This is a genomic window from Luteibacter anthropi (assembly GCF_011759365.1).
Lineage (GTDB): Bacteria > Pseudomonadota > Gammaproteobacteria > Xanthomonadales > Rhodanobacteraceae > Luteibacter > Luteibacter anthropi.
The window spans coordinates 292,129-316,227 of the sequence record NZ_JAARLZ010000006.1; the positions used below are offsets into that span (position 1 = coordinate 292,129).

A 24,099-nucleotide genomic window follows, 5' to 3' on the forward strand; every position below is an offset into this window, starting at 1 on the left:
GGAGAGAAATCACGATCAATGACGGACGCGGCGATGCCGCGCAGACAAGGTCAGGCGACAAGATGTCCTGCGTGGTCGGGCCGCAGGGCCATGAGCTTGTCGCGAATACGCAATCGCCACGTCTCGTAGGCCGGCTGGTCGACCCGGTCAGGCGGAAGATCGCGTTGCGCCTGCTCGACCACCGATGATGCGGTGGTGGCGTCCACGCCACACAACGCAAGACATGCGCTTTCGGAATGCGGTTCGAGGTTGCCCGCGCGTACGCGGGCTTTCACTGCGAATGCGCTGCCTTGTGCCAGCCAGGGTGCATGTCTTCCTGCGCGCTGGCGTAACCAGGCAAGGGCATCCATGTCGGCACCGCCGGCATAGGTGGCAGCCAGGCCGGCACCCGCCCACAGGTCGGCATGCCGGTGTGCCGGAAAATGCGATAACGATGACGCCAGTGCCTCGACGTCCTGTCCGTCGACAAACCATAGGCTTCTACCCAGCCCCTGGTCGAATGCCCTGCGCGCATACCCGCGAACCCGTGCAGGTACCTGTCGCGGCGTTTCGATGGCTTTAGGCCAGTGGAAAAATCCCTGGTGAAACCCGTAGCCGTCGAGAGCCAGCCAGCGCAACAGGGGATCGAGCCGATTCAGTCCCGCTCCGAGGCCGAATGGCAACCGGGCGTGCGCCCAGCCCGCACCGACGTAAGCCATGTATATGTGATCGCCGCCCCGGCTTTCGATAAAGGACGCAAACCGGTTTCCGCCGAAAATGTGCAATCTGTCCATGAGGTAAAGCGCCATGGCGGCGCCCTCGTAGCCAAACCCCTTCATTTTCGGCGGCATGGCCTCGAGTTGTTCCAGCAGTGACGGCGTATCCGCAGCGTCCAGTGCGTGGTGATACCCGTGCAGGAAGCATGCGCCGATGTCCTCGATGCGTTGGCGCGCCTGCGGCGTCGCCACGCGAAATCCGCGACGTGCAACACGGATTTCCTCCGAGGAAATCCGCAGAAGCTTGCGTGGTATCGATCCCATGACCGTCCTCCCCCGAGGATGGACGTTTCCCAACGTCCGTGATGAAGTAAGCACTTCAAGATCGCAAAATATTGCGTTCGCGGAGGCTACATGAAACGCTTTGGGCTCCGCAATCGGGAAAATAACCCGCATATCGCAAAATAAAGCGATCAAATCGCAAGATCATCAAGATGGAAGAAAGCACCGCGCGGCAGGCATGGCTAGGCTGCAGCCACACTCGCCACTGTCTGCAACCTCCATGACCGGAGATGCCACGATGAACCAAGCGTTCCTGAAAGGTGCTTTTGCCCTGGCCTGCATGCTGGCCCTCCCCGTCGCAACGGCGGCAGTGGACGTACAGCGTCCCGATGCGAATCGCTATCCGGCCAAGGGAGGCACGGAATACGAGCAATCGATCATCACCATCCCGCTATACGCCGCAGGCAAGGCCGAGCCGGTGGAGATCCTCAAGCTCACGGCATTCATGCGTCTGGAGCGCGAAGCGCCTCGTACGAATGGACTGGGGCATCGGCAGGTGGAATTCACCATCGCCCAATGGGAGTTGATCGGCCATAGCAACTATCTCGATTCCGATGTGTTCTTCAAGCTCTCCGACGTTCCTGTACAGCCCAAGAGCCTGGTGATTTCCCTGACCGAGAAAGCCGATTACCCCGCCATGATCGTCTACAACGCGATCTACGACATCTACATCGGCAACAAGCTGGTCGCCAAGAACCGGCCTGGCGTGGCTTTCGCCAAGAATGTGTTCGAGATCCCGCCGCGCAATATCAGCGTGGCTTTTTCCAAGCCGTTTACCGTTCCGGTCGATTCATTGACCAGTGCCTCCGCCAGGAAGGCGGTCGGCCAGGCCGGGGGCGTCGAATTCTCCGACGGCACCTGTGAGGACATGTCACAGATCGAAAAATCGGTGTTCGACAAGGGCATCGAGACCATCCAGGCAGCTCGTACGGCCGCAACGCCGGTCGATCGGTAAATCGCCGGGATGTTTCAGGTGGCGGGCGTGGCCTTGTGCCACGTCCGCCTTTTGGCAGTAACGGCGATCCCTCCTGCGGGATGCCCGGACAAGGAGACATAGTGTGCCTATCGGTTCGGAAAAGGCGGCCCGGTCCGCGAAATGGATAGCGGCAGCCTGCCTGGCGCTGTCGACCAGCGGCCATGCTGCAGCCGGTGGAACATTCACGATCGATAACGCGGCGTTCCTGGCCGGATGCTGGCAAGGGGAGGCAGGAGGCGCGAACATTCGCGAAACCTATACGGCACCGCAAGCCGGGTCCATGCTCGGCAACAGCCAGGTCGTAAGCAAGGGGAAAACCGACTTCTTCGAGTTCATTCGCCTTGTCCAGACGCCCGATGGGGTCGAATACCGGCCTCTGCCCAATGCAAAGAGTGCCGCCTCGTTCAAGCTGGTGAAAGCCTCGGCCACCGAGGTGGTGTTCGAGAACGCCGCCAACGATTTTCCACAGCGCATCCTCTACGCGTTTGACGCGGGCAAGGGTCTCCTGACGGCACGTATCGAAAAGCTGGATGGCAGCAAGTCGGAGTCGTTCCCGATGAAGGCTGTCCCCTGTGGTGGAGAAGTCCATACCAGGGCATTGCGCTGAGTCACGCGCCATGAAGCACCGGCGTGGCGGCATGCCGGTGAAATTCGACACGGGTACCTGGGGCCACGGATGAAAAGCATCACCTGTCTTGGTCGTTTTGCTGCGTGCCTTCTGGCAGCGGGCGCATGTGCCGGCATGGCGACCGGCGTGCTCGCGGATGAGTTTCGTGTCGGCCCTCCCCATAAAGGGTGCCGCGCGGATGCAGCCAGGCGAAGCTATTGCTCGCCTGCCGAAGCGATGGCTGCCGCGAATGCCCGTCAGGGGCGCCACGTCATTCACCTTGCGGCCAAATCGATCTACACGCTGGAGCAGCCGGATCACGACGCCGAAGGAGGAAACGGGCTCCCCGCGGTGGCGACGCGCGTCGAGATCGACGGACATGGAGCGATCCTGGAGCGTGCCCGGGCTGCAGGTCAGCCGGCATTCCGCCTGCTGCGCGTCCTTCCCGGAGGGAATCTTACACTGCGCAATCTCACGCTTCGGGGCGGTGCGACGGGGCTTGGTTTCGACGGGGCGGCTGTCTGGAACATGGGCTCGCTCAGCGTGATCGGCTGCACCCTGGAAGATAACCACTCCGGTGATGATGGTGGCGCCATTCGCAGCGACGGCACGTTGCTCGTAGAGGATTCGGTTTTCCGGAGAAATTCCGCACTTGCCCAGGGAAGGGTCGGCGGTACGGGTGGCGTCGGCGGAGCCATCCAGACCCATACACAGTTCGGAAAAGGATATTCGCGCATCGAGCGTACCGTGTTCGAGGGAAACCAGGCCGATGCCAGCGGCGGTGCGCTCTGGTTGCTGGGCGACACGACGATCGTGCAGGCCACCCTCATCGGAAACAAGGCCGGTGAGCGCGGCGGGGGCATCATGAATTACGGCACCCTGGATATTCGCAAGTCGCGCATCGTGGATAACGATGCGGTAGATGCCGGCGGTGGTCTTTATGCCTTTGGCGAGGCCCGGGTGACCGAAACGGAGATTACGGGTAATCGTGCCGGTTCGTCGTCCGATTGCGACGGACACGTAAGCGGTTGCGTGGCGGACATCGGCCATGCGCGGTAACGAGTAAGTGGGGGCGCGATGAAGCTATGGCGATGGATTGTCCTGGTGCCGTGCCTGCTGCCCGCCGTGGTCGCGCAGGCCCGCGGATGTGCAGAGGTTTCTTCCGGGCGCAGCGAAGCGGCACTGGCTGCCCTGCGGACGCAGGGTGCATCCATCGAGTATCGCGACGAGTCAGATGGCCCCGGTAAGCTGATGATAAGCACGGACGGGCGCTGGCAGGGTGGGGATACCGGGCTGGCCGCGCTGAAGGAGGTTGCCGGGCTATACAAGGTCAGGCTGGGCGCAAACGTCACGGACCAGGGGCTTGCCGAAGTGGCGCAGATCTGCGGCCTGTCGTCGCTCGACGTGCATTCCGTGGCGGTGACTGACGCAGGTGTCCGTCACCTTGCGCCGTTGACCGGATTGCGGCGACTCAACCTCACTTATACGAAGGTGAGCGATGAAGGACTGCGTACATTCGAGGGCTGGACCCGGCTCCAGTGGCTCGGCCTTTCCTATACGCGCGTGACACGTTCGGGCATCGAAGGCCTGAAACGCGTGCTGAAGCAGACGGTCATCGAAGGTAATCCGACTCATTAATCCGGCATCCCATAACGATGGAGGCAACGACATGGCAGATCCTGTACGTGCGATGCGTAAAAAGGCGATCCGATTCCTTCCGTGGCTCGTTGCAGGCATGGCGTTCGCCATGGCGGTTCCTGTCGTGGCCGTGGCGGCGGACAAACCGATTCTGGAATACCTTTACGGCTGGGGGCAGCCCGGAACGGGCACCGGACAGTTCCGGGCCGTGCGTGGTATCGCAGCCTACGATCGCAAGAGTATCAACCGCACGCTAATCGTCGTGGCCGATGGGGGCAGGGACATGCTCCGCTCGTATACATGGGACATGATGTTTATCGACAAGTGGGGCGAGGCCGGCAAGGATGCGGGACAGTTCCACGAGCCGCGTGGCGTGGCGGTCGACCCGGAAGGCAATATCATCGTGGCGGATTCCGCCAATCATCGCATCCAGAAAACGGCGATCGGTACCACGACCTTTCTGGAGAGGCCTGGCCTTCCCGTGATGCAGTTCGGTTCCCACGGAACGGGTAACGGGCAGTTCGACATGCCGACCGGTGTCGCCGTCGATGGTGATGGAAACATCCTGGTGGCGGATACGCTCAATCATCGTATCCAGAAGTTCGATGCGAAAGGGAAATTTCTTGCCACCTGGGGCAGGCAAGGTAACGGAAATGGCATGCTGTTCATGCCGACTTACCTTGCCATTGACCGCGCCGGGCATGTCTATGTAGCCGATAGCGGGAACAATCGTATCCAGGTGTTCGATGCACAGGGGAAGTATCTCTCCTCAATCGGGTCGGTTGGCAAGGAGCCGGGTCATTTTGCCGAGCCGAAGGGCATTGCACTCGATGCAAAGGGTAACCTGTGGGTGGTCGACCGCCGCAATCACCGCCTGCAGGCCTTTGCTCCGGATGGCCGCTCCATGGGCACATTCGGGAAGCAGGGGCCTGGCAACGGGGAGTTCAACTTTCCCGAAGATCTTGCCTTCGATTCCAGCGGCCGCCTTTTCGTGACCGACGGCATGAACGGGCGTATCCAGGTGTTCAAGCCCGTGCAGATGAACTGAGGCGTCTGTGACACGGGAGTCCGCATCCGGCGCTTCCGGAACGGTCTACGCGCCGGTGCGGTTCGGCATTGAACGGTACCGGGTCGTTCTTCTGGCCGCGGGGCTGATTTTGCTCATGGCGTTACCTGGGCTGTGGCGTTTGGACCTTCGCCTTGACGGTCATGCCCTTGTCCCACCGGATGATCCGGCCGTCGCCATCGATGCCCAGATCAAGGAGCGTTTCTCCCAGGCGGATGCCATCGTCATATTCGTGGAGAGCCCCGGGCCGGAAGGAATTCTGAATACGGCATCACTGGCATTGGTCAGGAAAATCACGCTGGCCGTGCTCGACGAGCCGGATATTACTCGTCGTGACGTCAAGAGCCTTGCCACCGAGTCGCGCGATCGCGTCGCCTCGATGGACCTGTCGCCTTATCTTTCGACAGTGCCCGACACCGTCGCCGCCATGCAGGAACTGCGTGAGGATATCGAGGCAACGCCCATCCTCAAGGGAACGCTCGTGGCCCCCGACTATTCGGGGGCGAGCATTGTCGTACAGGTTCCCCGGGGTGCCGACCGGGATAGTTTCTACGACAGGATCCGGGCGATTGTTGCGTCCATGGACACGGGGCACGATCGCTTGCACATCGTGGGTGCGCCGGTTGCCGAAAGCCAGCTTGGCAATCACCTGCTCACCGATCTGGCCCGGCAACTGCCGGTATGCGGCGCTCTGCTTGTATGGATACTGTGGCTCGCGTTCCGGCGTGCCGGCGCCATTGCCGTCGTTTTCGCCCAGGTGGGTGCCTGCCTCCTGCTGACGTTCGGGCTCATGGGGTGGTCGGGGACGCCGTTGTATATCACCACCGCCGTACTCCCCGTGATCCTCTGCACGATGGGTGTCGCCAGCGAAGTGCACATGCTCGTCGCGTTGCAGAGAGACATTCCCGGGTGTCGGCCGGCAGGTGATGCCGAACTGGCCCTGGCAGTGATGTCTCACGTGCAGCGGCCAGTGGCGATCACGGTACTGACGACGGCCATCGGCTTTGCCTCGTTTGTGCTTTCCGATCTGCCGCCCGTGGTTTCGTTCGGCGTGTGGGCCACCCTGGGTACATTGTTTTCATTGGCGTGGTCTCTTCTTGTGACGCCTGCGCTCTATCGTGCGCTGGGCGTCCGACACCTCGATCGCCGTCTTCCCGCGGTGTACATGGAAGGGGCGATGGGCTGGATCGACCGGTGTACCCATGCCCGCATGGCGCCCCTGTGGACACTGGCCGTTGGTCTCGTGCTCGCGCTGGGTGTACTCCGGCTCCAGGTCCAGGATGGCTGGATAAGCGGTTTTTCCCGGGCGAGTGCCTTCCACCAGAGTATGGAGCGCGTCAACCGGTCCATGCTGGGCACCCATCTGCTTCAGGTGGAGCTGGACTTCCCCGGGCATACGCAGGCCCTGCACGATCCCGGGGTCATCCAGGCCATCGGCAGGATGGAAGATGCCTTGCGAGTCACTGCGGGCGTGGGAGGGGTTACGGGTCCATATGGTCAGCTTTCAGGCGTGCGCTATCTCATGAATGGTCGCGCCGAAGGAAGCGACGTCGTTCGCGACGACCGTCGCGGCATACAGCGCCTGTGGCACCAGATGGGCGTCGGGCGCGGTGCGGACCGTCGCAGTGAAGTGGTCGACGAAGAAAGGCAGCGCGGCCTGCTTACCATCTATCTCAAGGATGCCAATTATCGCCAGACCGCCACCATCATGACGCATGCCGGCGAGCTGGCAGGTACGTTGCTGGCCCCTATGGGAGGAAAGATACGTTTCGGTGGCGATGTAGCGGTCAGTCAGGCAACCATCGCCGCCAACGTGCGGAGCCAGCTGGTTTCCGTGGGATCTGGAATCCTCGCGTTGTTTGTTTTCCTTCTTGTCATCTTACGTCGTGTATCCGCGGCATGCTTCGCCGTACTACCCGTGACGGTCGCTTGCCTGGCGGTGCTGGGCACGATGGGGTGGCTGGGCATCCCGGTGGGCGTCGCCACGTCCATGTTCATTTCCATCACGCTGGGAATCGGTATCGATTTCCCGCTGCATCTTCTGGAATACGCGGATCGCGAGCGCCGCCGTGGCGTGGCCGATCCCGTGGCAAGCGCACGACGTGCGGTCGGCCCAGCCATCATCATCGACAGTATCGTGGTGGGTGCAGGATTCGGGGTGCTCGTGTTTTCACAGGTGCCCGCGAACGTCAGGCTCGGTGCACTCGTCGCCATTTCGGTGCTGGCAAGCTGCGCCTGTACGCTCATGCTGGCGCGAGACAGGCGCTCTTATCGCGCACGCCAGCAGACGAGCGTCGCCATCGGTCCCGGCTAGTCCGCTGCAGGCGTCTGGTTGCGGGCCAGCTCCGGAACGATATCCCGCTGTGCGATATCCCTGGGGATAAAGCGGCGATCGAGCAGTTCTGAGAGCGGAACGGGTTTGTCCAGCATGCCTGTTTCCAGTGCCATGTCCTGGATCAGTTGCAGATCGGCATCCGAAGGAGAAAGCATCCGGTAACTCACGCGCCCGGGTGGGCTGGTAAGTACGTGGCGAACGATGGCTTCGTCCTGCCGGAAATAGGGTGATGCGACATGGGCGGCTTCCAGGCGGTGGGTTTCCGCCCATTCGCCGCTCTCGGCAATGCTTCTCACCAGGTTGGCGACGACGTTGGGTCGTTCGTGGATAAGGCGCTCGTGCACCACCAGTGCACACGAGATGAAGCCTGGCCAGATATCCTTCACGTGGTAAAGGATGCGGCCCTCGCCACTGAGCTCTGCCTTGGCGGGGAAGGGCTCGCCAACGAAATATGCATCAATGGCCTTTGCCGCCAGCGCACCTGGCATGTCGGGCGGAGGCAGTTCGACGAAATCGATCGACGCCGGATCGATACCGCGATCGACCATGAGTTTCCGTATCACGAGAAACTGATTGCTGTACTTGCTGGGAATTGCAAAGCGACGTCCCTTCAGATCCTCAAGTCCACGGATACTGAGGTCAGGTCGAACCATCACGGTGGAGCCATCGCGATGCCCCAGGTAGACGATCTTCACCGGCAATCCCTGCTCGCGAAGTTTCATGGCCAGGGGCACGGTCATGAACGTGGCCTCCAGGCGACCACTTTTCATGCTTTCGGCGACGGTGGGAAAGTCGTTGAAACGCTGGGCGTCGTAACGAAACTCCTTGCTCTTTCGCGATGCGTAGTCGGTGACAGGGCAGGTGAGGTGGCATGTCACCGGAAGGAACCCGACGGTGAGTTGTTCGCGAACGCGTTCAAGGTGCTCGCTATCGGATTCGGCGGCCCAGGCATGCCATGGTTCATATCGCATGACCGCGAGCGTACCGATGACGATGACGACCCCGGCAAGCCAGCGGGTGGCATAACGAGCGGCCATGTTGATGTCCTGGGCTATGAGAGGGCGATGGGGATACGGTCCGCATGGTCCGCGTGCGGACCCGTTGCCGTGAACGGGGTTTCGAGGTTGAGCAGGGACAGCAACCGGCCAACGGTGGCGACCACTTCCGGGTCGGTAACATGGCGCGGTCGAGGGCTTCGCATCCGGAGTTCATCCAGGATCGTCGTGGGGCGCCGGGTGAGAACCAGCACCCGGTCGGCCAGTTCGACCGCTTCCTCGACGTCATGGGTAACGAGCAGAACGGTGCGCGGCATGTTCTGCATCAGGCGGACGAACTCATGTCGCATGTGCAGCCGTGTCATGTAGTCCAGCGCTGAAAAGGGTTCGTCCAGCAGCAGGATGCGCGCCTGACTTACGAGGGCGCGAGCAAGCTCGGCCCGCTGACGCATGCCACCCGACACCTGGTAAGGGTAGTGATCGCGAAAGGTTTCCAGGCCAATCATGGCCAATGCTTCTTCGAGCGCGGAGGATCTTGCCTTGCTGTCGGTCAGGTGCCGCAGACCCAGATCGATGTTGCCGGCCATCGTCAGCCATGGAAGCAGGCCATCCTGTTGATAGACGGTCCGGGTGGGTCCTTCCCTGGATATCGTGCCGTTCGAAGGGTTCAGCGTGCCGGAGAGCAGATTGAGCAAGGTCGTCTTTCCGCAGCCCGAGGGGCCGACGATAGCCACGATCTCGTTGGGCGATACCTCCAGCTGGATATGGCGCAATACTTCTATGTTGCCGAAGGCATGAGAGCCTATCCGCGCATCAATCGATTTATCGGTCATATGCCCACCTCACGCCCGGGTGGCGGGCAAGCTGACGAAGAAGAACATCCAGCAGGGTACCGATGGCGCCGATAACGATCATGCCGGATACCAGCAGGTCCATTCGAAGGCCATTGCGTGCATCCCAGATCGCGAAACCCAGGCCATCGCGCCCTACGATCATTTCCGCCGCGACGACGATGACCCAGGCCAGGCCCGCCGTGATGCGCAAGGCGGTAATCAGCTGGGGCGCGACGGCGGGCAGGATCAGGGCCCAGAACATTTCCCGCTGCGAGAATCCGACGTCATTGCCGACCTTCAGATAGAGCGAGGGCACGTTCGCCACCGCGGCGGCCGCGGTGAGCACCATGGGGAAGAACGTTGTCATGAAGATGAGAAACACAGCCGGGGCATCGCCGATGCCAAACCAGAGAATCGCGAAGGGAATCCAGGCCAGCGGCGACAGGCTGCGAAAGAAATTCACTATCGGTAACAGTGCGCTGCGCACGCGCACCCTGGCACCGAGCCAGAGTCCGGCGGGTATGCCCAGTGCGACGGCCAGGGTGAATCCCGATATGACGCGAAACAGCGAAGCAATGAGATCGGTGAACAGCCGGCCCGTGGTGACCTCCTCCATGAATCCGCGGGCAACCGACCAGGGAGAGGGGAAAGCTGAGGGTGGAAAAAGGTTGGTCCATGAGACCAGTGCCCACAAGGCCACCAGGACCAGTGAAGTAAGCCAGGCGGACCAGGATCTGGTCGATGAGTCCTCATTCACGCGCAACGTCCCCTCTGGAATACGACTGACTGGCCTCGAATCGCATGAAATTACGAATCAAGGGCGAGCGAAAAGGTGCCGGGATCCCTTGGCCTGCGGGTTGATGCTCATCGGCTGGCGCTGCATCCCTGATGCGATGACTACCCGTGCGCGTCCCCACGCGCTTATCGGGCGAATCACAGTGTGGCAGGCAAAAAAGACGATGCCCCTGATTTGAATGTGCAATTTCGGCATGAGTCCCAACGCCATGGCGTTGGAGCCATCGACGAGCTGGATGTGATGGCGGCATGGACCGTTTCATGGCGATTATCGTAAGGGAACATGAAATCTGCACAGGTTGCACAGGGTATTGACGCCGTCCAGCGCATGGTCCCGGGGTCTACCAAGCAGAGGTTCGCCATGGTCAAGAAAGCCACGCCAGCGCCAGCGAAGGGGCTGGGTAAGTCCGCTCCGAAAACTTCAAGCGACCCACGGGGCGACGGTGACGAGCTTCACCAGCAAGCCGGTGGGAAGCACGAGCCGCTAACCACCAATGAAGGCGGCATCATCAGCGATAACCAGAACTCCCTGAAGGTGGGGGAGCGGGGCCCGGTGCTGCTGGAAGATTTCGTGCTCCGTGAAAAGATTACCCACTTCGACCATGAGCGGATTCCGGAGCGGATCGTGCATGCGAGGGGCTCAGCGGCACACGGATTCTTCGAACTGACCCGATCCCTGAAGAAACACACATCGGCGAGCATCCTGACCGAGGTTGGCGAGAAAACGCCGGTGTTCGTTCGTTTTTCGACCGTGGCGGGCGGCGCGGGTTCGGTGGATACTCCGCGCGACGTGCGTGGCTTTGCCGTGAAGTTCTATACCCGGGAAGGCAACTGGGATCTCGTTGGCAACAACATTCCCGTGTTCTTCATCCAGGACGCCATCAAGTTTCCCGATCTGGTCCATGCGGTAAAGATGGAGCCCGATCGTGGGTTCCCCCAGGCCGCCACGGCCCATGACACCTTCTGGGACTTCATCTCCCTTACACCCGAATCCATTCACATGATCATGTGGGCCATGTCGGACCGGACGATTCCCCGTTCGTTACGGATGATGGAAGGCTTCGGTGTCCATACGTTCCGGCTGGTGAATGCAGAGGGCAAGAGCACCTTCGTGAAGTTCCACTGGCGGCCGAAGCTGGGGCTTCAGTCCACGGTGTGGGACGAGGCGGTGAAGCTGGCAGGTGCCGACCCTGACTTTCATCGCCGGGATCTTTTCGAAGCCATTCAAGGCGGCAATCACCCGGAATGGGAACTGGGCGTGCAGTTGTTCACAGAAGAAGAGGCCGAACGCTTCCCCTTCGACCATCTGGACGCTACGAAGCTCATTCCCGAAGAACTCGTGCCCCTGAAAGTCATCGGCCGCATGGTGCTCGATCGCTGGCCGGATAATTTCTTCGCGGAAACCGAGCAGGTGGCGTTCTGCCCCTCGCATATCGTTCCCGGCATCGATTTCAGCAACGATCCGCTGTTGCAGGGCAGGTTGTTCTCGTACCTGGATACCCAGCTCTCCCGCCTGGGCTCTCCCAACTTCGCCCAGTTGCCGATCAATGCACCCAAGTGCCCCTTCGCGAATCACCAGCGCGATGGCCATATGCAGCGGGATGTTCCGAAGGGGCGGGTCGCCTACGAGCCCAGCTCCCTCCAGGCGGATTCCCCCCGCGAAGATGCAAAGCGTGGCTTCCGCACCTTCCCGGCCAGGGAGGAAGGAGCCCGCAGTCGTATTCGTCCGGAGAGCTTTGCCGATCACTACAGCCAGGCCCGGCTGTTCTTCCGTAGCCAGACCGCCTTCGAACAGGCGCATATGGCCTCGGCGCTGGTCTTCGAACTGTCCAAGGTCGAGACGCCTCATGTCCGTGAAGCCGTGGTAGGCCACCTTCGCCACGTTGACGAAGCACTGGCACGCCGCGTGGCCGATGGCCTGGCCCTGGACAGCCTGCCTCCGGCGCCTGCGGCGAAGGTGCCGCCGGTCGACATGCCGCCGTCACCGGCCTTGCAGATCATCGGCAAGATGAAGAAAACGCTGGAGGGGCGTGTCGTGGGGATCCTGGTGAGTGACGGTTCCGATGGCGCCGCCGTGAACAAGGTCAGGAAGGCAGCGGAGGCGGCGGGTGCTGTGGTGAAGATCGTGGCGCCGAAACTGGGTGGGGCAAAGCTGTCCGACGGCAAGAAACTTGCTGCCGATGGCCAGTTGGCAGGCACGCCTTCCATCGTTTTCGACGCCGTGGCCGTGGTCCTTTCGGCCGATGGTGCAGGGGAGCTGGAGAACGAATCCGCCGCAATCGACTTCATGCGCGATGCGTTCGGACATCTGAAGGCCATGGTGGTCGATGCGGGTGGTCGCCGCTTGCTGGAGGCAGCCGGGGTCAAGCCGGATGATGGCGTCTTTGCATCCAGTGCGATCGATGCCTTCGTGAATGGTGCGAAGACGCGATTCTTCGCCCGGGAAGCCAAGGTGCGCATGCTGGCGTAAGTCACATCTGGCCTGCGCGACGAGGGGCGGCCTCTGGCGGCGCCTCTCGTTCTGGCCCTTCCCGCCGGCTACGTTGACCTTGCGTGGACAAACTGCCCACAGATGCGCCCCTACGCTGCGTCCTTGCCATGGCAGATCCGCTGCCTGGGAGGAACGATATGGCCCGTCCTATCTGGACCGGAACGCTCTCGTTCGGGCTGCTCAACGTGCCCGTCTCGCTGATGCCCGGCGAACGGTCCGTCGACTTGCATTTCCGGATGCTCGACAGCCGCAGCAAGACGCCTATCCGCTATGAGCGGGTCAACGCGGAGACGGGTGAGGAAGTGCCCTGGAAGGACATCGTCAAGGCCTTCGAGTACAAGAAAGGCAGCTACGTCGTACTGAAGCCCGAGGATCTTCGTTCGGCGTCTTCCGAGGGTAAGGAAGCGGTCGAAGTCGAGGCGTTCGTGGACCAGGACACCATTGGCCCCGAATATTTCGAGAAGCCGTATTATCTCGTGCCCGGCAAGAAGGCCGAAAAGGGCTATGTCCTGTTTCGCGAAACCCTGAAAAAGACCGGCAAGATCGGCATCGCCCGGGTGGTGATCCGCACGCGTGAATACCTGTCCGCCGTGGTGCCAAAGGACAATGCGCTGGTACTCATCCTGTTGCGCTACGAACAGGAGCTGGTCGATCCGGAGGAATACGCCATCCCGGACAAGAAGCCTGCTGCCTATCGAATTTCCACCAAGGAAATGGACATGGCACAGAAGCTGGTTGAGTCGATGGCGGAAGACTGGAAGCCGGGTAGCTATCGGGATGATTTCAGGGATCGGCTGCGCAAGGTCATCGATAGACGGATCAAGACCCGAGGCGGCGTGGTGGAGAAGGAGGAAGAGGCGGCATTGCCCGGGAATGCCGCGACCAACGTGGTCGATTTCATGGCGCTGCTTCAGAAGAGCCTGGGCGGAAAGACGGGCAGCAGCCCGAAGAAGACCGCTTCGGGAAAAGCCGCGAGGTCACGTCGGAGTCCGGGACGGGCATCACCGGCGAAAACGGCGAAGCGCAAGAGCCGGGTGTCGTCCTAGCGACGAATGAGGCACACGCATGAGCCTGCACGAATACCGTCGCAAGCGTGACTTCGACCGCACGAATGAACCTGGGCCAGACCGTGCTGGTGGTCGCGGTCACAGGGCGATCTTCGTCGTCCAGCTGCACCATGCATCGACGCGTCATTTCGATTTTCGCTTGCAGGTGGGCGACGCGCTTAAAAGCTGGGCGGTGCCCAAGGGGCCAAGCTTCGACCCTGCCGTGAAACGCCTGGCCGTGGAAGTGGAAGACCACCCGGTGCCCTATGCCGACTTCGAAGGCGATATCGAGGAGGGCTACGGCAAGGGGCATGTCGATATCTTCGACAAAGGCGTCTGGACTTCGGCCGGCGATGTCGAAGCCCAGCTCGCGAAGGGGCACCTGACCTTCGAGCTGTTTGGTGAGCGGCTAAAAGGCGGCTGGCACCTCGTCCGCAGCAGTAAACGCGAACGCCAGCCCACCTGGTTCCTGATCAAGGCCGATGATGCTTTTGCCAGCGACCTCGAGGCCGATGACCTGCTCGATGGCAGGATGCGGGCGAGCACGAAGCGTGCCGGGAAGGGCAGGGCGGCCGTTCGCAGAAGCACAAAGACATCCAGGCTGCCTCGAAAGCAGAGTTCATGGAATGCGCTGGCCAGGGAACTGGACGTGCTCGACGGCGCCAGGGATGCTTCGCCGTCGGACCGGTTCCTGGCGCCGCAACTGACCCGCCTGCGGGATGCACCTCCGCAAGGCGATGGCTGGATTCACGAGGTGAAGTGGGATGGATATCGCCTGACAGCCACGGTGGTCGACGGTCGTGTCGCCGTCTGGTCACGCAACGGCCTTTTCTGGAATGAGCGCGTGCCGGAGATCGTCCAGGCCATCGAGGCCCTTGGTTTGTCCAGCGCACGGTTCGACGGTGAGCTGGTGGCATTCGACGCGAAGGGCCGAAGCGACTTCAATGCTCTTCAGAAGACTCTCGCCGGGGAAGGCCAGGCACCGCTAGCCTATGTGATGTTCGATATGCCGTATCTGCTGGGAAAGGATCTCGCATATGTTCCCCTGATCCAGCGCAAGGCGCTCCTGGAACGCGTGATCGAACATGCGCCTGCGCAGCTCAGGTATAGCAGCCATCATGCCGGCGATGGGCCTGCGGTCTTCGACCAGGCCATCGCTCACCAGCTGGAAGGCATCATTTCCAAGCGGGCTGAGGGAATCTACGATCCGGGGAGCCGTGATGACTGGCTCAAGATCAAGCGGCTGGATAGCGACGAATTTGCCGTGGTCGGATTCACGCGTGCCAAAGGCTCCCGTCTCGCGCTGGGTTCGCTGCTGCTGGCAAAACCGGGAAAAGGAAAGCGCTGGAACTACGTGGGACGCGTAGGCACCGGCTTTTCCGACGATCTATTGCGCGAGCTGGGCAGGGATTTCGCAAGGAAAGGACATGAAACGCCGCCGGTTCCATTGGATGGCGTCGATCCCCTGCTTCAGGGTGAGCAGTGGGTCAAGCCTGCCGTGGTGGCCGAAGTGTTCTTCCGTGGCTATAGCGGCGGTGGCCTGCTTCGCCAGGCGAGCCTCAAGGCGCTGCGATTCGACAAGTCGCCCGACGATCTGCAAACGACCGATGCCGCGGAGGACACACCCATGATCGCCATCACGCACCCCGAGCGCCTGGTCTATCCCGGCGATGGCATCACGAAGCAGAAGGTGGTCGATTACTACCGGGCAGTGATGGACTGGATACTGCCGCCCATCGTGGATCGGCCACTTTCTATCGTGCGCTGCCCCGATGGTATCGATGGCGCCATGTTCTTCCAGAAGCACGCACTTTCAGGCCTGAAGCGCGCGGGGCTTACCCGGATCGCCGAGAAGAAAGGCGGCCACGCGGAATATCTCTATCCGCAGGATGCCGAGGGGTTGATCGAGCTGGTGCAGTTCGGTGCCGTGGAATTCCATCCCTGGGGAGCGCACATTGCCGATCCGGATCGGGCCGATCGCATCGTCTTCGATCTGGATCCGGGTGATGGCGTGGCCTGGGGAAGGGTGGTGGAGGCGGCCCGCACGGTGCGTTCGCTGCTCGATGCACTCGGCCTCGTGTCATTCGTGCGCACTTCGGGTGGCAAGGGACTGCATGTTGTCGTTCCACTGAAACCGGCCTCGGACTGGGATACCGTCAAGCTGTTTGCCAGAGGCTTCGCCGAAGCCATGGCAGGCACCCAGCCTACGGAGTTCGTCGCGACAGCCACCAGGTCGCTACGCAAGGGAAAAATCTATATCGATTACCTGAGGAATGGTCGGGGCGCCACGGCAATCGCGTCGTACTCCTTGAGAGCTCGTGCCGGAGCGCCGGTTGCAACACCGCTTCGCTGGGATGAACTGGGCAAGCTGCGCTCGGGAAGCGATTTCGATATTCATTCCATGCCGAAGCGGCTTGCCCGACTCAAGAGCGACCCGTGGAGTGCGATAGATGAAGTGGGGCAAAGCATGGATGACGTGGGTCGCCGTTTTCATCGGTAGCTCGACGCATGTAGGTCCCCTGCAAAAGCCACGCGCAGCGGCATCTTCGTGATCGATCGGAAACATTTTTGTAAAAAATCTATGCAACGCTTGAACCGTTGAGTATTGTCACGCGGCAACCACTGCGTGATTCAACGATAACTCGCGGTTTTCATAAGTTCGCTCGATCTTTACTGGTCGGGCTTTTTTTACGCCCGGAGGAAACGCGTAAATTTACGTTAAATAGCAATCTCATGCGTTGACGGTCAATTAAATGCGTTTTTGATCAGGTAATTGCGCGCTGACTCTCGCGTTATCGAAAAGCGTTTCGAACGCGACACCCGAATTCACAAAACTGCTCGCTGCCTGCTTCATGCAGGCGGCTGATCACCCGCTTTGCTCCTGTGGAATTGATAGAGATGAAAAGAAACCACCTTTATATGGCGATTGCCGTCGTTTTCTGTATGACCGCTGGTTCTGCGGTAGCACAGGACGCCAACAACCCGGCGAATCAGTCGACCACCAACAAGGATGCGGGTGCTCAGCGTTCGAGTGCGTCAAGCACGTCCAATACCACTACCTCCAACGACACCAAGCGCGTCCAGCAGATGAATGCCGTGACCGTGCAGGCCGACAATCTTTCGCTGGCCGGCGGCCTGATGTCGGTGCAGACGGCACCGAAGGCCGTGTCGACCATCACCCGCGATGCGATCCAGAAGGCTTCGCCGGGCGCCAACTTCACGCAGATGATAGGCAGCATCCCGGGCGTGAATGCCGCCACCGATGACGTCACGGGCCTGGCCAACGGCCACTACAGCATCCGCGGCTTCGACTCATCGGACATCGGCATGACCGTCAACGGCGCACCCATCACCGATACGGGTAGCTACTCGGTGTATGCCACCGAGTACGGCGACACGGAGAACATGGGCGACATCACCGTGCTGCAGGGCATTCCCGATGTGGACATGCCGGACTCGGGCGCCAGCGGCGGCCATATCGGCTGGGCCACCATCGACCCGTCGCACCAGGCGGGCGTGGACTTCACCCAGACCGTCGGCAGCAATGACTACCGCCGTACCTTCATCCGCCTCAACACGGGCGATACCGGCCCGGTGCGTTCCTGGATTTCCTACTCCGACAACAGCGCCGACAAGTGGCGCGGTCAGGGCGACATGAACGTGACCAAGGTCGAGGGCAAGTCGATCTGGACCATCGACGACAACAACTCCATCAGCGCGTCGCTGCAGTACAACCGCGAAAACAACATCAACTATCGTTCGCTGACCAAGGCCCAGGTGGCCCAGAACGGCTACCACTACGATTACAACCCGACCTGGCTGCCGGGCTCGTCGCCGGCGGCCATCAGCAACAACACCTTCTATTACGGCCTGCGCACCAATCCGTTCTCCAGCTACCTGGCCAGCCTGGACGGCGAGTTCAAGCTGTCCGATAGCCTGCGCCTGTCCGTGATTCCGTACTTCTGGTACGGCAGCGGCGGCGGTGGCGCCGGTGCGACGGTGAACGAAAGCACCTCGCCCCTGGATCGCTTCGGCTACGCCAACCAGGACGTCAATGGCGATGGCCGCGTGACCAACAACACCAGCGGCGTGGTGTACTCCTACTCAGCCGCCACCACCTTCCGTCCGGGCGTGATCGCCAAGTTCAACCAGGACTTCGGCCTGGATAACAGCCTGGAATACGGCTTCTGGTACGAGCGCTCGCGCAAGAGCCAGTCCGATCTCTATGGCTCGGTGGATAGCCAGGGCAATCCGGGCGACATCTGGGGCAATTCGAACTTCATCGAGTACCCCAATGGCGTGCCGCAGAAGGTGTATGACGAATACACCACGACCGAAATCAAGAAGGGCTTCGTCACCGACAACTGGACCCCGAACGACCAGTGGACCTTCACCGCTGGCCTGAGCTACCTGTGGGAAAACCGCACGGGCTACGTGTGGGAGTATCCGGGTTCCACGGCAGGCTCCCTTACCAAGCAGCAGAACTACAGCAACGTGGACAAGAGCTGGAACAAGCTCCTGCCCACGGCCGGCATCAAGTTCCAGCTTGACGACCGCAACCAGTTCTACATCGGCAGCGGCAAGACCTTCCGTGCACCGCCCAACACGGTGGCCCTGCTCAACACGCTGGATAACCAGCAGAAGGCCAATGCGCCGGAAACGGCCTGGAACACCGACATCGGTTACCGCTTCTACGGTGATGCGCTTTCGGTCAGCGCCGACGTTTATCACAGCAACTACAACAACAAGCAGGAAAGCGCGTTCGACGAGACCACCGGCTACACCTTCTACACGTCGATCCATCGTATGAGCATGGATGGTTTCAACGGCGAGGTGAGCTACAAGCTGGCGAAGGACTGGACGGCGTACGCTTCCTACACCTACACCCGCGCCAAGATCGTCGGCGATATCAACGGCGGCAGCGGCGATGGCATCTACCCGACCGACGGCAAGACCATGCCGGATACCGCCCGCAACATCGGCAACCTCAGCCTGGCCTACGACGACGGCAGCCATCTGTGGGCCACGCTGAGCGCGCGCGTCACCAGCTCGCTCTATGGCGACTACATGAATACCGAGCGTGTCGGCGGCTTCACCAATTTCAGCCTGGATGCGGGTTACCGCTTCAATAACTGGGACTGGCTGAAGAGCCCCTACATCAAGTTCAACGTAAGCAACATCACCGACCACAAGGCGTTCTCGTACGTCAGCTCGTCGCAGTTCCTGGCCACCCCGGAAGGCAAGCTGTACAGCAGCTCGCCCACCTACGGCCTGCTGCAGCCGCGCGCGTTCATGGTGACCTTCGGCGCTTCGCTGTAATCCCCGATCACCGCCCGAACCAGAACCGGCCCCTCACGGGGCCGGCTCTTTTTGTGCCCCTGCAGGAGCGCGCCTGCGCGCGACCATTCGTTCGCAATACCCCGGTACCAACATTCCTCTACCTACGCACCATGAAACACCCCGAATCGCTCCCGATAGCGTGCCGGGCTCAGCTGCATATGCTGTCGAAAATGATGCCGGAGCGTATCGGCACTACCAAAACCACACGCCTGAGCTATCTGATCGACGCTCAGGTCGCCACCTTCCAATAACTGGCGGGCCCGGCTCAGGCGTTCCTGTGTAATCCATTGCTTGGGTGAACAACCCGTGGCCTCTTCAAAGCGGCGAAGCAGCGTGCGCTCGCTCATATGAGCACGATCGGCAAGTACAGAGATGGTAAGAGTTTCATCAAGATGCTTGCGCATCCAGCCGAGCAACTTGCTCAGCCCGTCCCCATGCATCGGTACGGGTGTCTGGATGAACTGAGCCTGCCCCCCGTCACGGTGGGCGGGTACGACGGCACGCCGGGCCACGGAGTTGGCGACATCGGGGCCGTAGTCGCGCCGGATCAGGTGCAGGGACAGATCAAGCGCTGCGGCGCTCCCTGCCGAAGTCAACAGCTGTCCTTCGTCGACATAGAGCACGTCAGGCTCGACGCGGATGGATGGATAGCGTTGCGCAAGGGCATCGGCATACCGCCAATGGGTGGTTGCGCGAAGGCCATCAAGCAACCCGCTTGCCGCAAGCACGAACACACCCGAGCAGTATGACAACAGGCGGGCTCCACGATCGTGGGCGTTTCGCAGCGCCTTGAGCAGTGGGGCAGGCGGGATGGCGTCCATGCCACGCCAGCCCGGGACGATGATGGTGCCGGCGTTCTTCAGCCGGTCGAGCCCTGCCTCCGCCGTGACCTGCAGGCCGCTGGCGGCGCGCATGGGCCCCTGGTCTACGGCACACACTTCGAAGTTGTACCAGTCCGGCAGCTCGGGGCGCGCCAGGCCGAACATTTCCACGGCGACGCCGAATTCGAAGGCGCATAGCCCGTCGTACACGAGGGCGGCCACGTTCCGGTTGGGTGGTCCGGGGATCGAGCGGCGGCGTTTTGGCGGATTCTTCATGGTGGTAGTCATTCTTGCCAGTAACACCCAGGTGGCGCCAGTGCCGACACTGGTATCACCTTCCTGCAGGAGCCTGCCGATGAGTACCGTCGTTCAACGTTTCCCCGCCGCCGCCAGCCAGGATGCCCTGGCCCATTTCGAGGCCCGCCTGGGATTCGAGACCGATTGCGCCGATGTCTGGTATGCAACGAACCGCGAAGCCAGGGATTTCGTCCTGCTCGATGTACGCACGCCGACACTCTATGCGGCAGGTCATGTACCCGGCGCCATCAATCTGCCCGCTCATACGGTGACGGAACAACGCATGGCGGAATATCCCGCTGACACCCTGTTCGTCGTTTACTGCGCCGGGCCGCACTGCAACGGTGCCAACAAGGCGGCGATAAAGCTTGCCAGGCTGGGAAGGCCGGTTAAGGAGATGATTGGTGGCATCACCGGATGGATCGACGAGGGATTCGGACTGGAGCGCTGAGATGCCCGTCAAGGTCGATATCCGACGACGCCTGCCTCAGTACGTCCTTGATGGCGGTAATGACGGCACCGGGTTGGTCCAGCTGGATGTAATGCCCGGTATTGGCGATATTGCGATTCTGTCCCCGGGTGGACCGCGATGCGAGTTCCTCGTGCATGTCGATCCAGTTGCGTCGCAGGGTGTCCCGTGACTCCTTCGTCTCGTTTGGCCCCAGTGGGATATTGGCATCGTTGCCCATGGTCCGGGTGAGAACGATGATGGGCATGTCACCGAAGGTGCGGTGTGCAGCGCGGACCTGATCCTCGCTGGCGCCGCCCCGGACACTTTTCAGCTCCGAAGTAACGGCCTTCTGGTAGGCGGGCCGGGCGTGTTGTATGTCATGCACTGCATTGATCGCGCTCGACATGGAAGGATCGGTCTTGCCGATGCACTTCCGGTAAAGCTCGGATTCCTTGTCGAAACCTGTCTCCGCCTGCTTTATGCAGGCTTCGTGCTGGGCAATGAAGGGGGCGAGAACGTCCTTGTCGTAATTCCTGAAAGCCTGGCGCATGGCCGTGGCCTGAAGTTCATTGGCCGGGTCCACCGACACCATGCCCACCACGTCGGAAGGATAGCGGCTCGCGAAAAGCAGCATGTTGAGGCCACCATAGGAGTGACCTACCAATACATAGGGGCCACGGACATCAGCCCTGGCCAGTAGCTTATGCAAATCGTCGACGATGTTTGCGCTGGTGCTGGGTCGCGTGGCCGGATCGCTGAAACCGATGCCCGCACGATCATAGGAGCACGTGCGTGTCAGCCGTGATATTTCCGGCTGAACCAGGCCCCACGTGCTGGTTTCGTCACCCAGGCCAGCATCGAAGATGACCGTGGGTGACCCTGAGCCCGTGCAGAAAAGGTTCAAGCTCCGGCCCGGCTCTATCTGGATACGCTGCTGCGCCTGTGTGTATCGACTATCGTCGATGACGTGGGGTTTTGTCATCGGCGCGTCCTGCGCTGCTATCGATGTCGAAGACACGATGAACAGCGCAACAAGCCCACAGGTTCTGTTGCGTATCTGCATGAAAGCCTCCCGCCCCTGGACGCTCATGACGTCGCCCGGCCCGACGATTCAGGCCTTTACTCAGGTTCTCCGCAGCGTAGTCGGGGTTGTCGCATCCTTCTTATGCTTGAAGTCACGGCAGGCCATTGGTCATGACCACGATGGACCGGGGAGGGCAAATGAATTCACCACCTTTTTCCGCCGTTACACCCTTTTCCAGTTCGGGTGCCGACGACAGTACGACCGACCAGGAGGCGGCGGAGTCACCTTCAGGTAGCCGGAAGGCCACACCCTCGGACCATGCGTTCACGAGCAGCAGGAGGCTTGCATCGCTTCCCTGGCGGCGCACACCGCTTTGCTGGGCACGCCCCTCCATGATCACGGCTATCGAGCGGGCGCCCGGGTCGGTCCAGTGAGCTTCGGTCGCCTCCTGTCCGTCAGGCGCGAGCCAGACCAGGTCGCGAATGCCTGTCTCCTGTTCATACCTGCCGTCCAGAAACCGGCCCCTGCGCAGGAGGGGAAATGCTTTTCTCAAGGCGACCAGTTCACGGACAAATTCGCTCAGTCGCCCTGCGGTGGGATCGCGCTGCCAGTCGATCCATGCAATATCGCTATCCTGGCCATAGGTGTTGTTGTTGCCGCCTTGCGTCTGTGCACGCTCGTCGCCAGCCAGCAGCATGGGCGTTCCCTTGGACAGGAACAACGTGGCCAGCAGGTTGCGCATCTGTCGCTCGCGCAGGGCGAGAATGCCCGCGTCATCGGTATCACCCTCGACACCGCAGTTCCACGAATGGTTGTTGTCCGAACCATCGCGATTGTCTTCGCCGTTGGCTTCGTTGTGTTTGCCGTCGTAACTCACCAGGTCGTGCAGCGTGAAACCATCGTGCGCCGTGATGAAGTTGACGCTGGCCCAGGGCCGGCGACCGCGCTTGTCGAAGAAATCGGCCGATCCGGTAAGCCGCTTGCCGACGTCGGGAAGCTTGCCCTCGTCGCCTTTCCAGAAGGCACGGACATCGTCACGGAAACGGTCGTTCCATTCGGCCCAGCCGGGAGGGAAGTGTCCCACCTGATAGCCGCCCGGGCCGCAGTCCCATGGCTCGGCGATCATCTTGACGCTTGCCAGCAAGGGATCTTGTGCAACGGCATCGAGAATTCCGCCACGCTGGTCGAAGCCGGTGGGCTCGCGCCCAAGGATGGTGGCCAGATCGAACCTGAAGCCATCCACATGCATGTCCGACACCCAGTAGCGCAACGAATCCATCACCATCTGGATCACTCGCGGGTGGCTGACGTTGAGCGTGTTTCCTGTCCCGGTGTCGTTGATGTAGAAGCGGGGATCTTCGGCCAGGCGGTAATAGGACAGGTTGTCGATGCCCCGGAACGAGAGGGTGGGCCCCAGCTCGCTTCCTTCGGCCGTGTGGTTGTAGACCACATCCAGCAGCACCTCCAGGCCAGACTTGTGCATGGCCTTGACCAGGTCACGGAACTCGTCGCGATGCCCATTGGACAGATACCGGCGCTTGATCGCGAAAAAACCGAGGGTGTTGTAGCCCCAGTAATTCCGGCGATCAGCCTCCAGCAGGTGGCGGTCGTCCAGATAGGCATGCATGGGCAGCAGCTCCACGGCCGTGATGCCCAGGCCGCGGATCTGCTCCAGGACAGCTGGCGAGGCCAGGCCCGCGCACGTGCCACGCAGGGCATCGGACACGTCGGGGTGCTTCATCGTGTAGCCCCTGACATGGGTCTCCATGATGATGGTCTCGTCCCAGGGGAGCATCGGGCGTTCGTCACCCTCCCAGTCGTACGCCTCGTCGACCACCACGGCCTTGGGGACGAAAGGCGCGCTGTCGCGCTCATCGAAGCTCAGGTCCTTGTCGGGATGGCCCACCGTGTAACCGTAGAGCTCGTCGCACCAGGTCAGCTCGCCGGCGAGTTCCCGGGCATACGGATCGATCAGGAGCTTGTTGGGGTTGAATCGATGCCCTTGCTCCGGCTCATACGGGCCATGGACACGATAGCCATACCACTGTCCAGGCCGGACACCGGGCAGATAACCATGCCAGATCTCGTCGGTGTACTCGGGAAGTTCGATCCGGGTCTCTTTGCCATCGTCATCGAACAGGCAAAGCTCGACCCGTGTAGCGTGGGCGGAAAACAGGGCGAAGTTCGTGCCCTCACCATCGAAGCAGGCGCCGCGCGGAAAGGGACGGCCCTCGGTGATGGGGGCGGTTTGCGTGGGAAGCGTGCTCATCGAAAATAGTGCCCTGGTGGAAGAATCGGGAGAATCGGGTCGCCGCCGTGCAGGAAGCGTCGAGGCTGGATGCCTGAC

General features: G+C 61.3%; 18 protein-coding genes. 11 read left to right on the forward strand and 7 right to left on the reverse strand.

Translation table 11 applies throughout. The features are described 5' to 3' along the window. Positions 1 to 50: 50 nt before the first annotated feature. A complete protein-coding gene (locus HBF25_RS13350; RefSeq protein ID WP_166949174.1) occupies positions 51 to 1,019 on the reverse strand; it encodes a DUF1702 family protein in 969 nt (322 codons plus the stop codon). A 256-nt stretch (positions 1,020 to 1,275) separates the two neighbouring features. On the opposite strand from HBF25_RS13350, the gene HBF25_RS13355 reads away from it, so the two are divergent. The 6 genes from HBF25_RS13355 to HBF25_RS13380 all read left to right on the forward strand — a co-directional run bounded on the left by HBF25_RS13355 (position 1,276) and on the right by HBF25_RS13380 (position 7,638). Further along, the gene (locus HBF25_RS13355; RefSeq protein ID WP_166949176.1) at positions 1,276 to 1,992 is read left to right on the forward strand and encodes a hypothetical protein; all 717 of its coding nucleotides are present in this window, start codon (positions 1,276 to 1,278) and stop codon (positions 1,990 to 1,992) included. Between the two features lie 103 nt (positions 1,993 to 2,095). Continuing rightward, a complete protein-coding gene (locus HBF25_RS13360; RefSeq protein ID WP_166949178.1) occupies positions 2,096 to 2,620 on the forward strand; it encodes a DUF6265 family protein in 525 nt (174 codons plus the stop codon). A 135-nt stretch (positions 2,621 to 2,755) separates the two neighbouring features. Further along, entirely contained in the window at positions 2,756 to 3,679 is a 924-nt protein-coding gene (locus tag HBF25_RS13365; RefSeq protein ID WP_166949180.1) for a hypothetical protein, read from the forward strand. A 45-nt stretch (positions 3,680 to 3,724) separates the two neighbouring features. Continuing rightward, positions 3,725 to 4,258, forward strand: coding sequence for a leucine-rich repeat domain-containing protein (locus tag HBF25_RS13370; protein WP_166949182.1), 534 nt, complete (start codon positions 3,725 to 3,727; stop codon positions 4,256 to 4,258). Between the two features lie 31 nt (positions 4,259 to 4,289). Then, the gene (locus HBF25_RS13375) at positions 4,290 to 5,306 is read left to right on the forward strand and encodes a 6-bladed beta-propeller (protein ID WP_166949184.1); all 1,017 of its coding nucleotides are present in this window, start codon (positions 4,290 to 4,292) and stop codon (positions 5,304 to 5,306) included. 139 nt (positions 5,307 to 5,445) lie between these two features. Further along, positions 5,446 to 7,638, forward strand: a complete 2,193-nt coding sequence (locus HBF25_RS13380) for an efflux RND transporter permease subunit (RefSeq protein ID WP_166949186.1) — start codon at positions 5,446 to 5,448, stop codon at positions 7,636 to 7,638. Here the strand turns inward: HBF25_RS13380 and HBF25_RS13385 are convergent. From HBF25_RS13385 to HBF25_RS13395, 3 genes are read right to left on the reverse strand one after another with little or no spacing between them, the layout of a single operon-like run. Continuing rightward, positions 7,635 to 8,696: an ABC transporter substrate-binding protein gene (locus tag HBF25_RS13385; RefSeq protein ID WP_166949188.1), complete on the reverse strand. Its 1,062-nt coding sequence runs from the start codon at positions 8,694 to 8,696 to the stop codon at positions 7,635 to 7,637. The genes HBF25_RS13380 and HBF25_RS13385 overlap by 4 nt on opposite strands. Positions 8,697 to 8,710: 14 nt before the next feature. Then, a complete protein-coding gene (locus HBF25_RS13390) occupies positions 8,711 to 9,487 on the reverse strand; it encodes an ABC transporter ATP-binding protein (RefSeq protein WP_166949190.1) in 777 nt (258 codons plus the stop codon). Further along, complete coding sequence (locus HBF25_RS13395; protein ID WP_166949192.1) at positions 9,477 to 10,103, reverse strand: ABC transporter permease; 627 nt, start codon at positions 10,101 to 10,103, stop codon at positions 9,477 to 9,479. The genes HBF25_RS13390 and HBF25_RS13395 overlap by 11 nt, the downstream gene beginning before the upstream one ends. Positions 10,104 to 10,643: 540 nt before the next feature. Here HBF25_RS13395 and HBF25_RS13400 point away from each other — a divergent pair. The 4 genes from HBF25_RS13400 (at position 10,644) to HBF25_RS13415 (ending at position 19,138) form a co-directional block, all read left to right on the forward strand. Next, entirely contained in the window at positions 10,644 to 12,752 is a 2,109-nt protein-coding gene (locus HBF25_RS13400; protein ID WP_166949194.1) for a catalase, read from the forward strand. Between the two features lie 158 nt (positions 12,753 to 12,910). Further along, entirely contained in the window at positions 12,911 to 13,819 is a 909-nt protein-coding gene (gene ku, locus HBF25_RS13405) for a non-homologous end joining protein Ku (RefSeq protein WP_166949196.1), read from the forward strand. A 19-nt stretch (positions 13,820 to 13,838) separates the two neighbouring features. Continuing rightward, on the forward strand, positions 13,839 to 16,319 hold the full coding sequence (gene ligD, locus HBF25_RS13410; RefSeq protein WP_166949198.1) for a DNA ligase D: 2,481 nt from the start codon (positions 13,839 to 13,841) through the stop codon (positions 16,317 to 16,319). 443 nt (positions 16,320 to 16,762) lie between these two features. After that, positions 16,763 to 19,138, forward strand: coding sequence for a TonB-dependent receptor (locus HBF25_RS13415; protein ID WP_243853214.1), 2,376 nt, complete (start codon positions 16,763 to 16,765; stop codon positions 19,136 to 19,138). 122 nt (positions 19,139 to 19,260) lie between these two features. Here the strand turns inward: HBF25_RS13415 and ftrA are convergent, their stop codons facing one another. Next, positions 19,261 to 20,256, reverse strand: a complete 996-nt coding sequence (gene ftrA, locus HBF25_RS13420) for a transcriptional regulator FtrA (RefSeq protein ID WP_166949202.1) — start codon at positions 20,254 to 20,256, stop codon at positions 19,261 to 19,263. Positions 20,257 to 20,335: 79 nt separating this feature from the next. Between ftrA and HBF25_RS13425 the strand changes: the two genes are divergently transcribed. Next, entirely contained in the window at positions 20,336 to 20,728 is a 393-nt protein-coding gene (locus HBF25_RS13425) for a rhodanese-like domain-containing protein (protein ID WP_166949204.1), read from the forward strand. Here the strand turns inward: HBF25_RS13425 and HBF25_RS13430 are convergent. Next, a complete protein-coding gene (locus HBF25_RS13430; RefSeq protein WP_166949206.1) occupies positions 20,688 to 21,791 on the reverse strand; it encodes an alpha/beta fold hydrolase in 1,104 nt (367 codons plus the stop codon). The two genes, HBF25_RS13425 and HBF25_RS13430, sit on opposite strands and share 41 nt — an antisense overlap. Before the next feature lie 112 nt (positions 21,792 to 21,903). Then, positions 21,904 to 24,021, reverse strand: a complete 2,118-nt coding sequence (glgX, locus tag HBF25_RS13435) for a glycogen debranching protein GlgX (protein ID WP_166949208.1) — start codon at positions 24,019 to 24,021, stop codon at positions 21,904 to 21,906. Positions 24,022 to 24,099 lie beyond the last annotated feature (78 nt).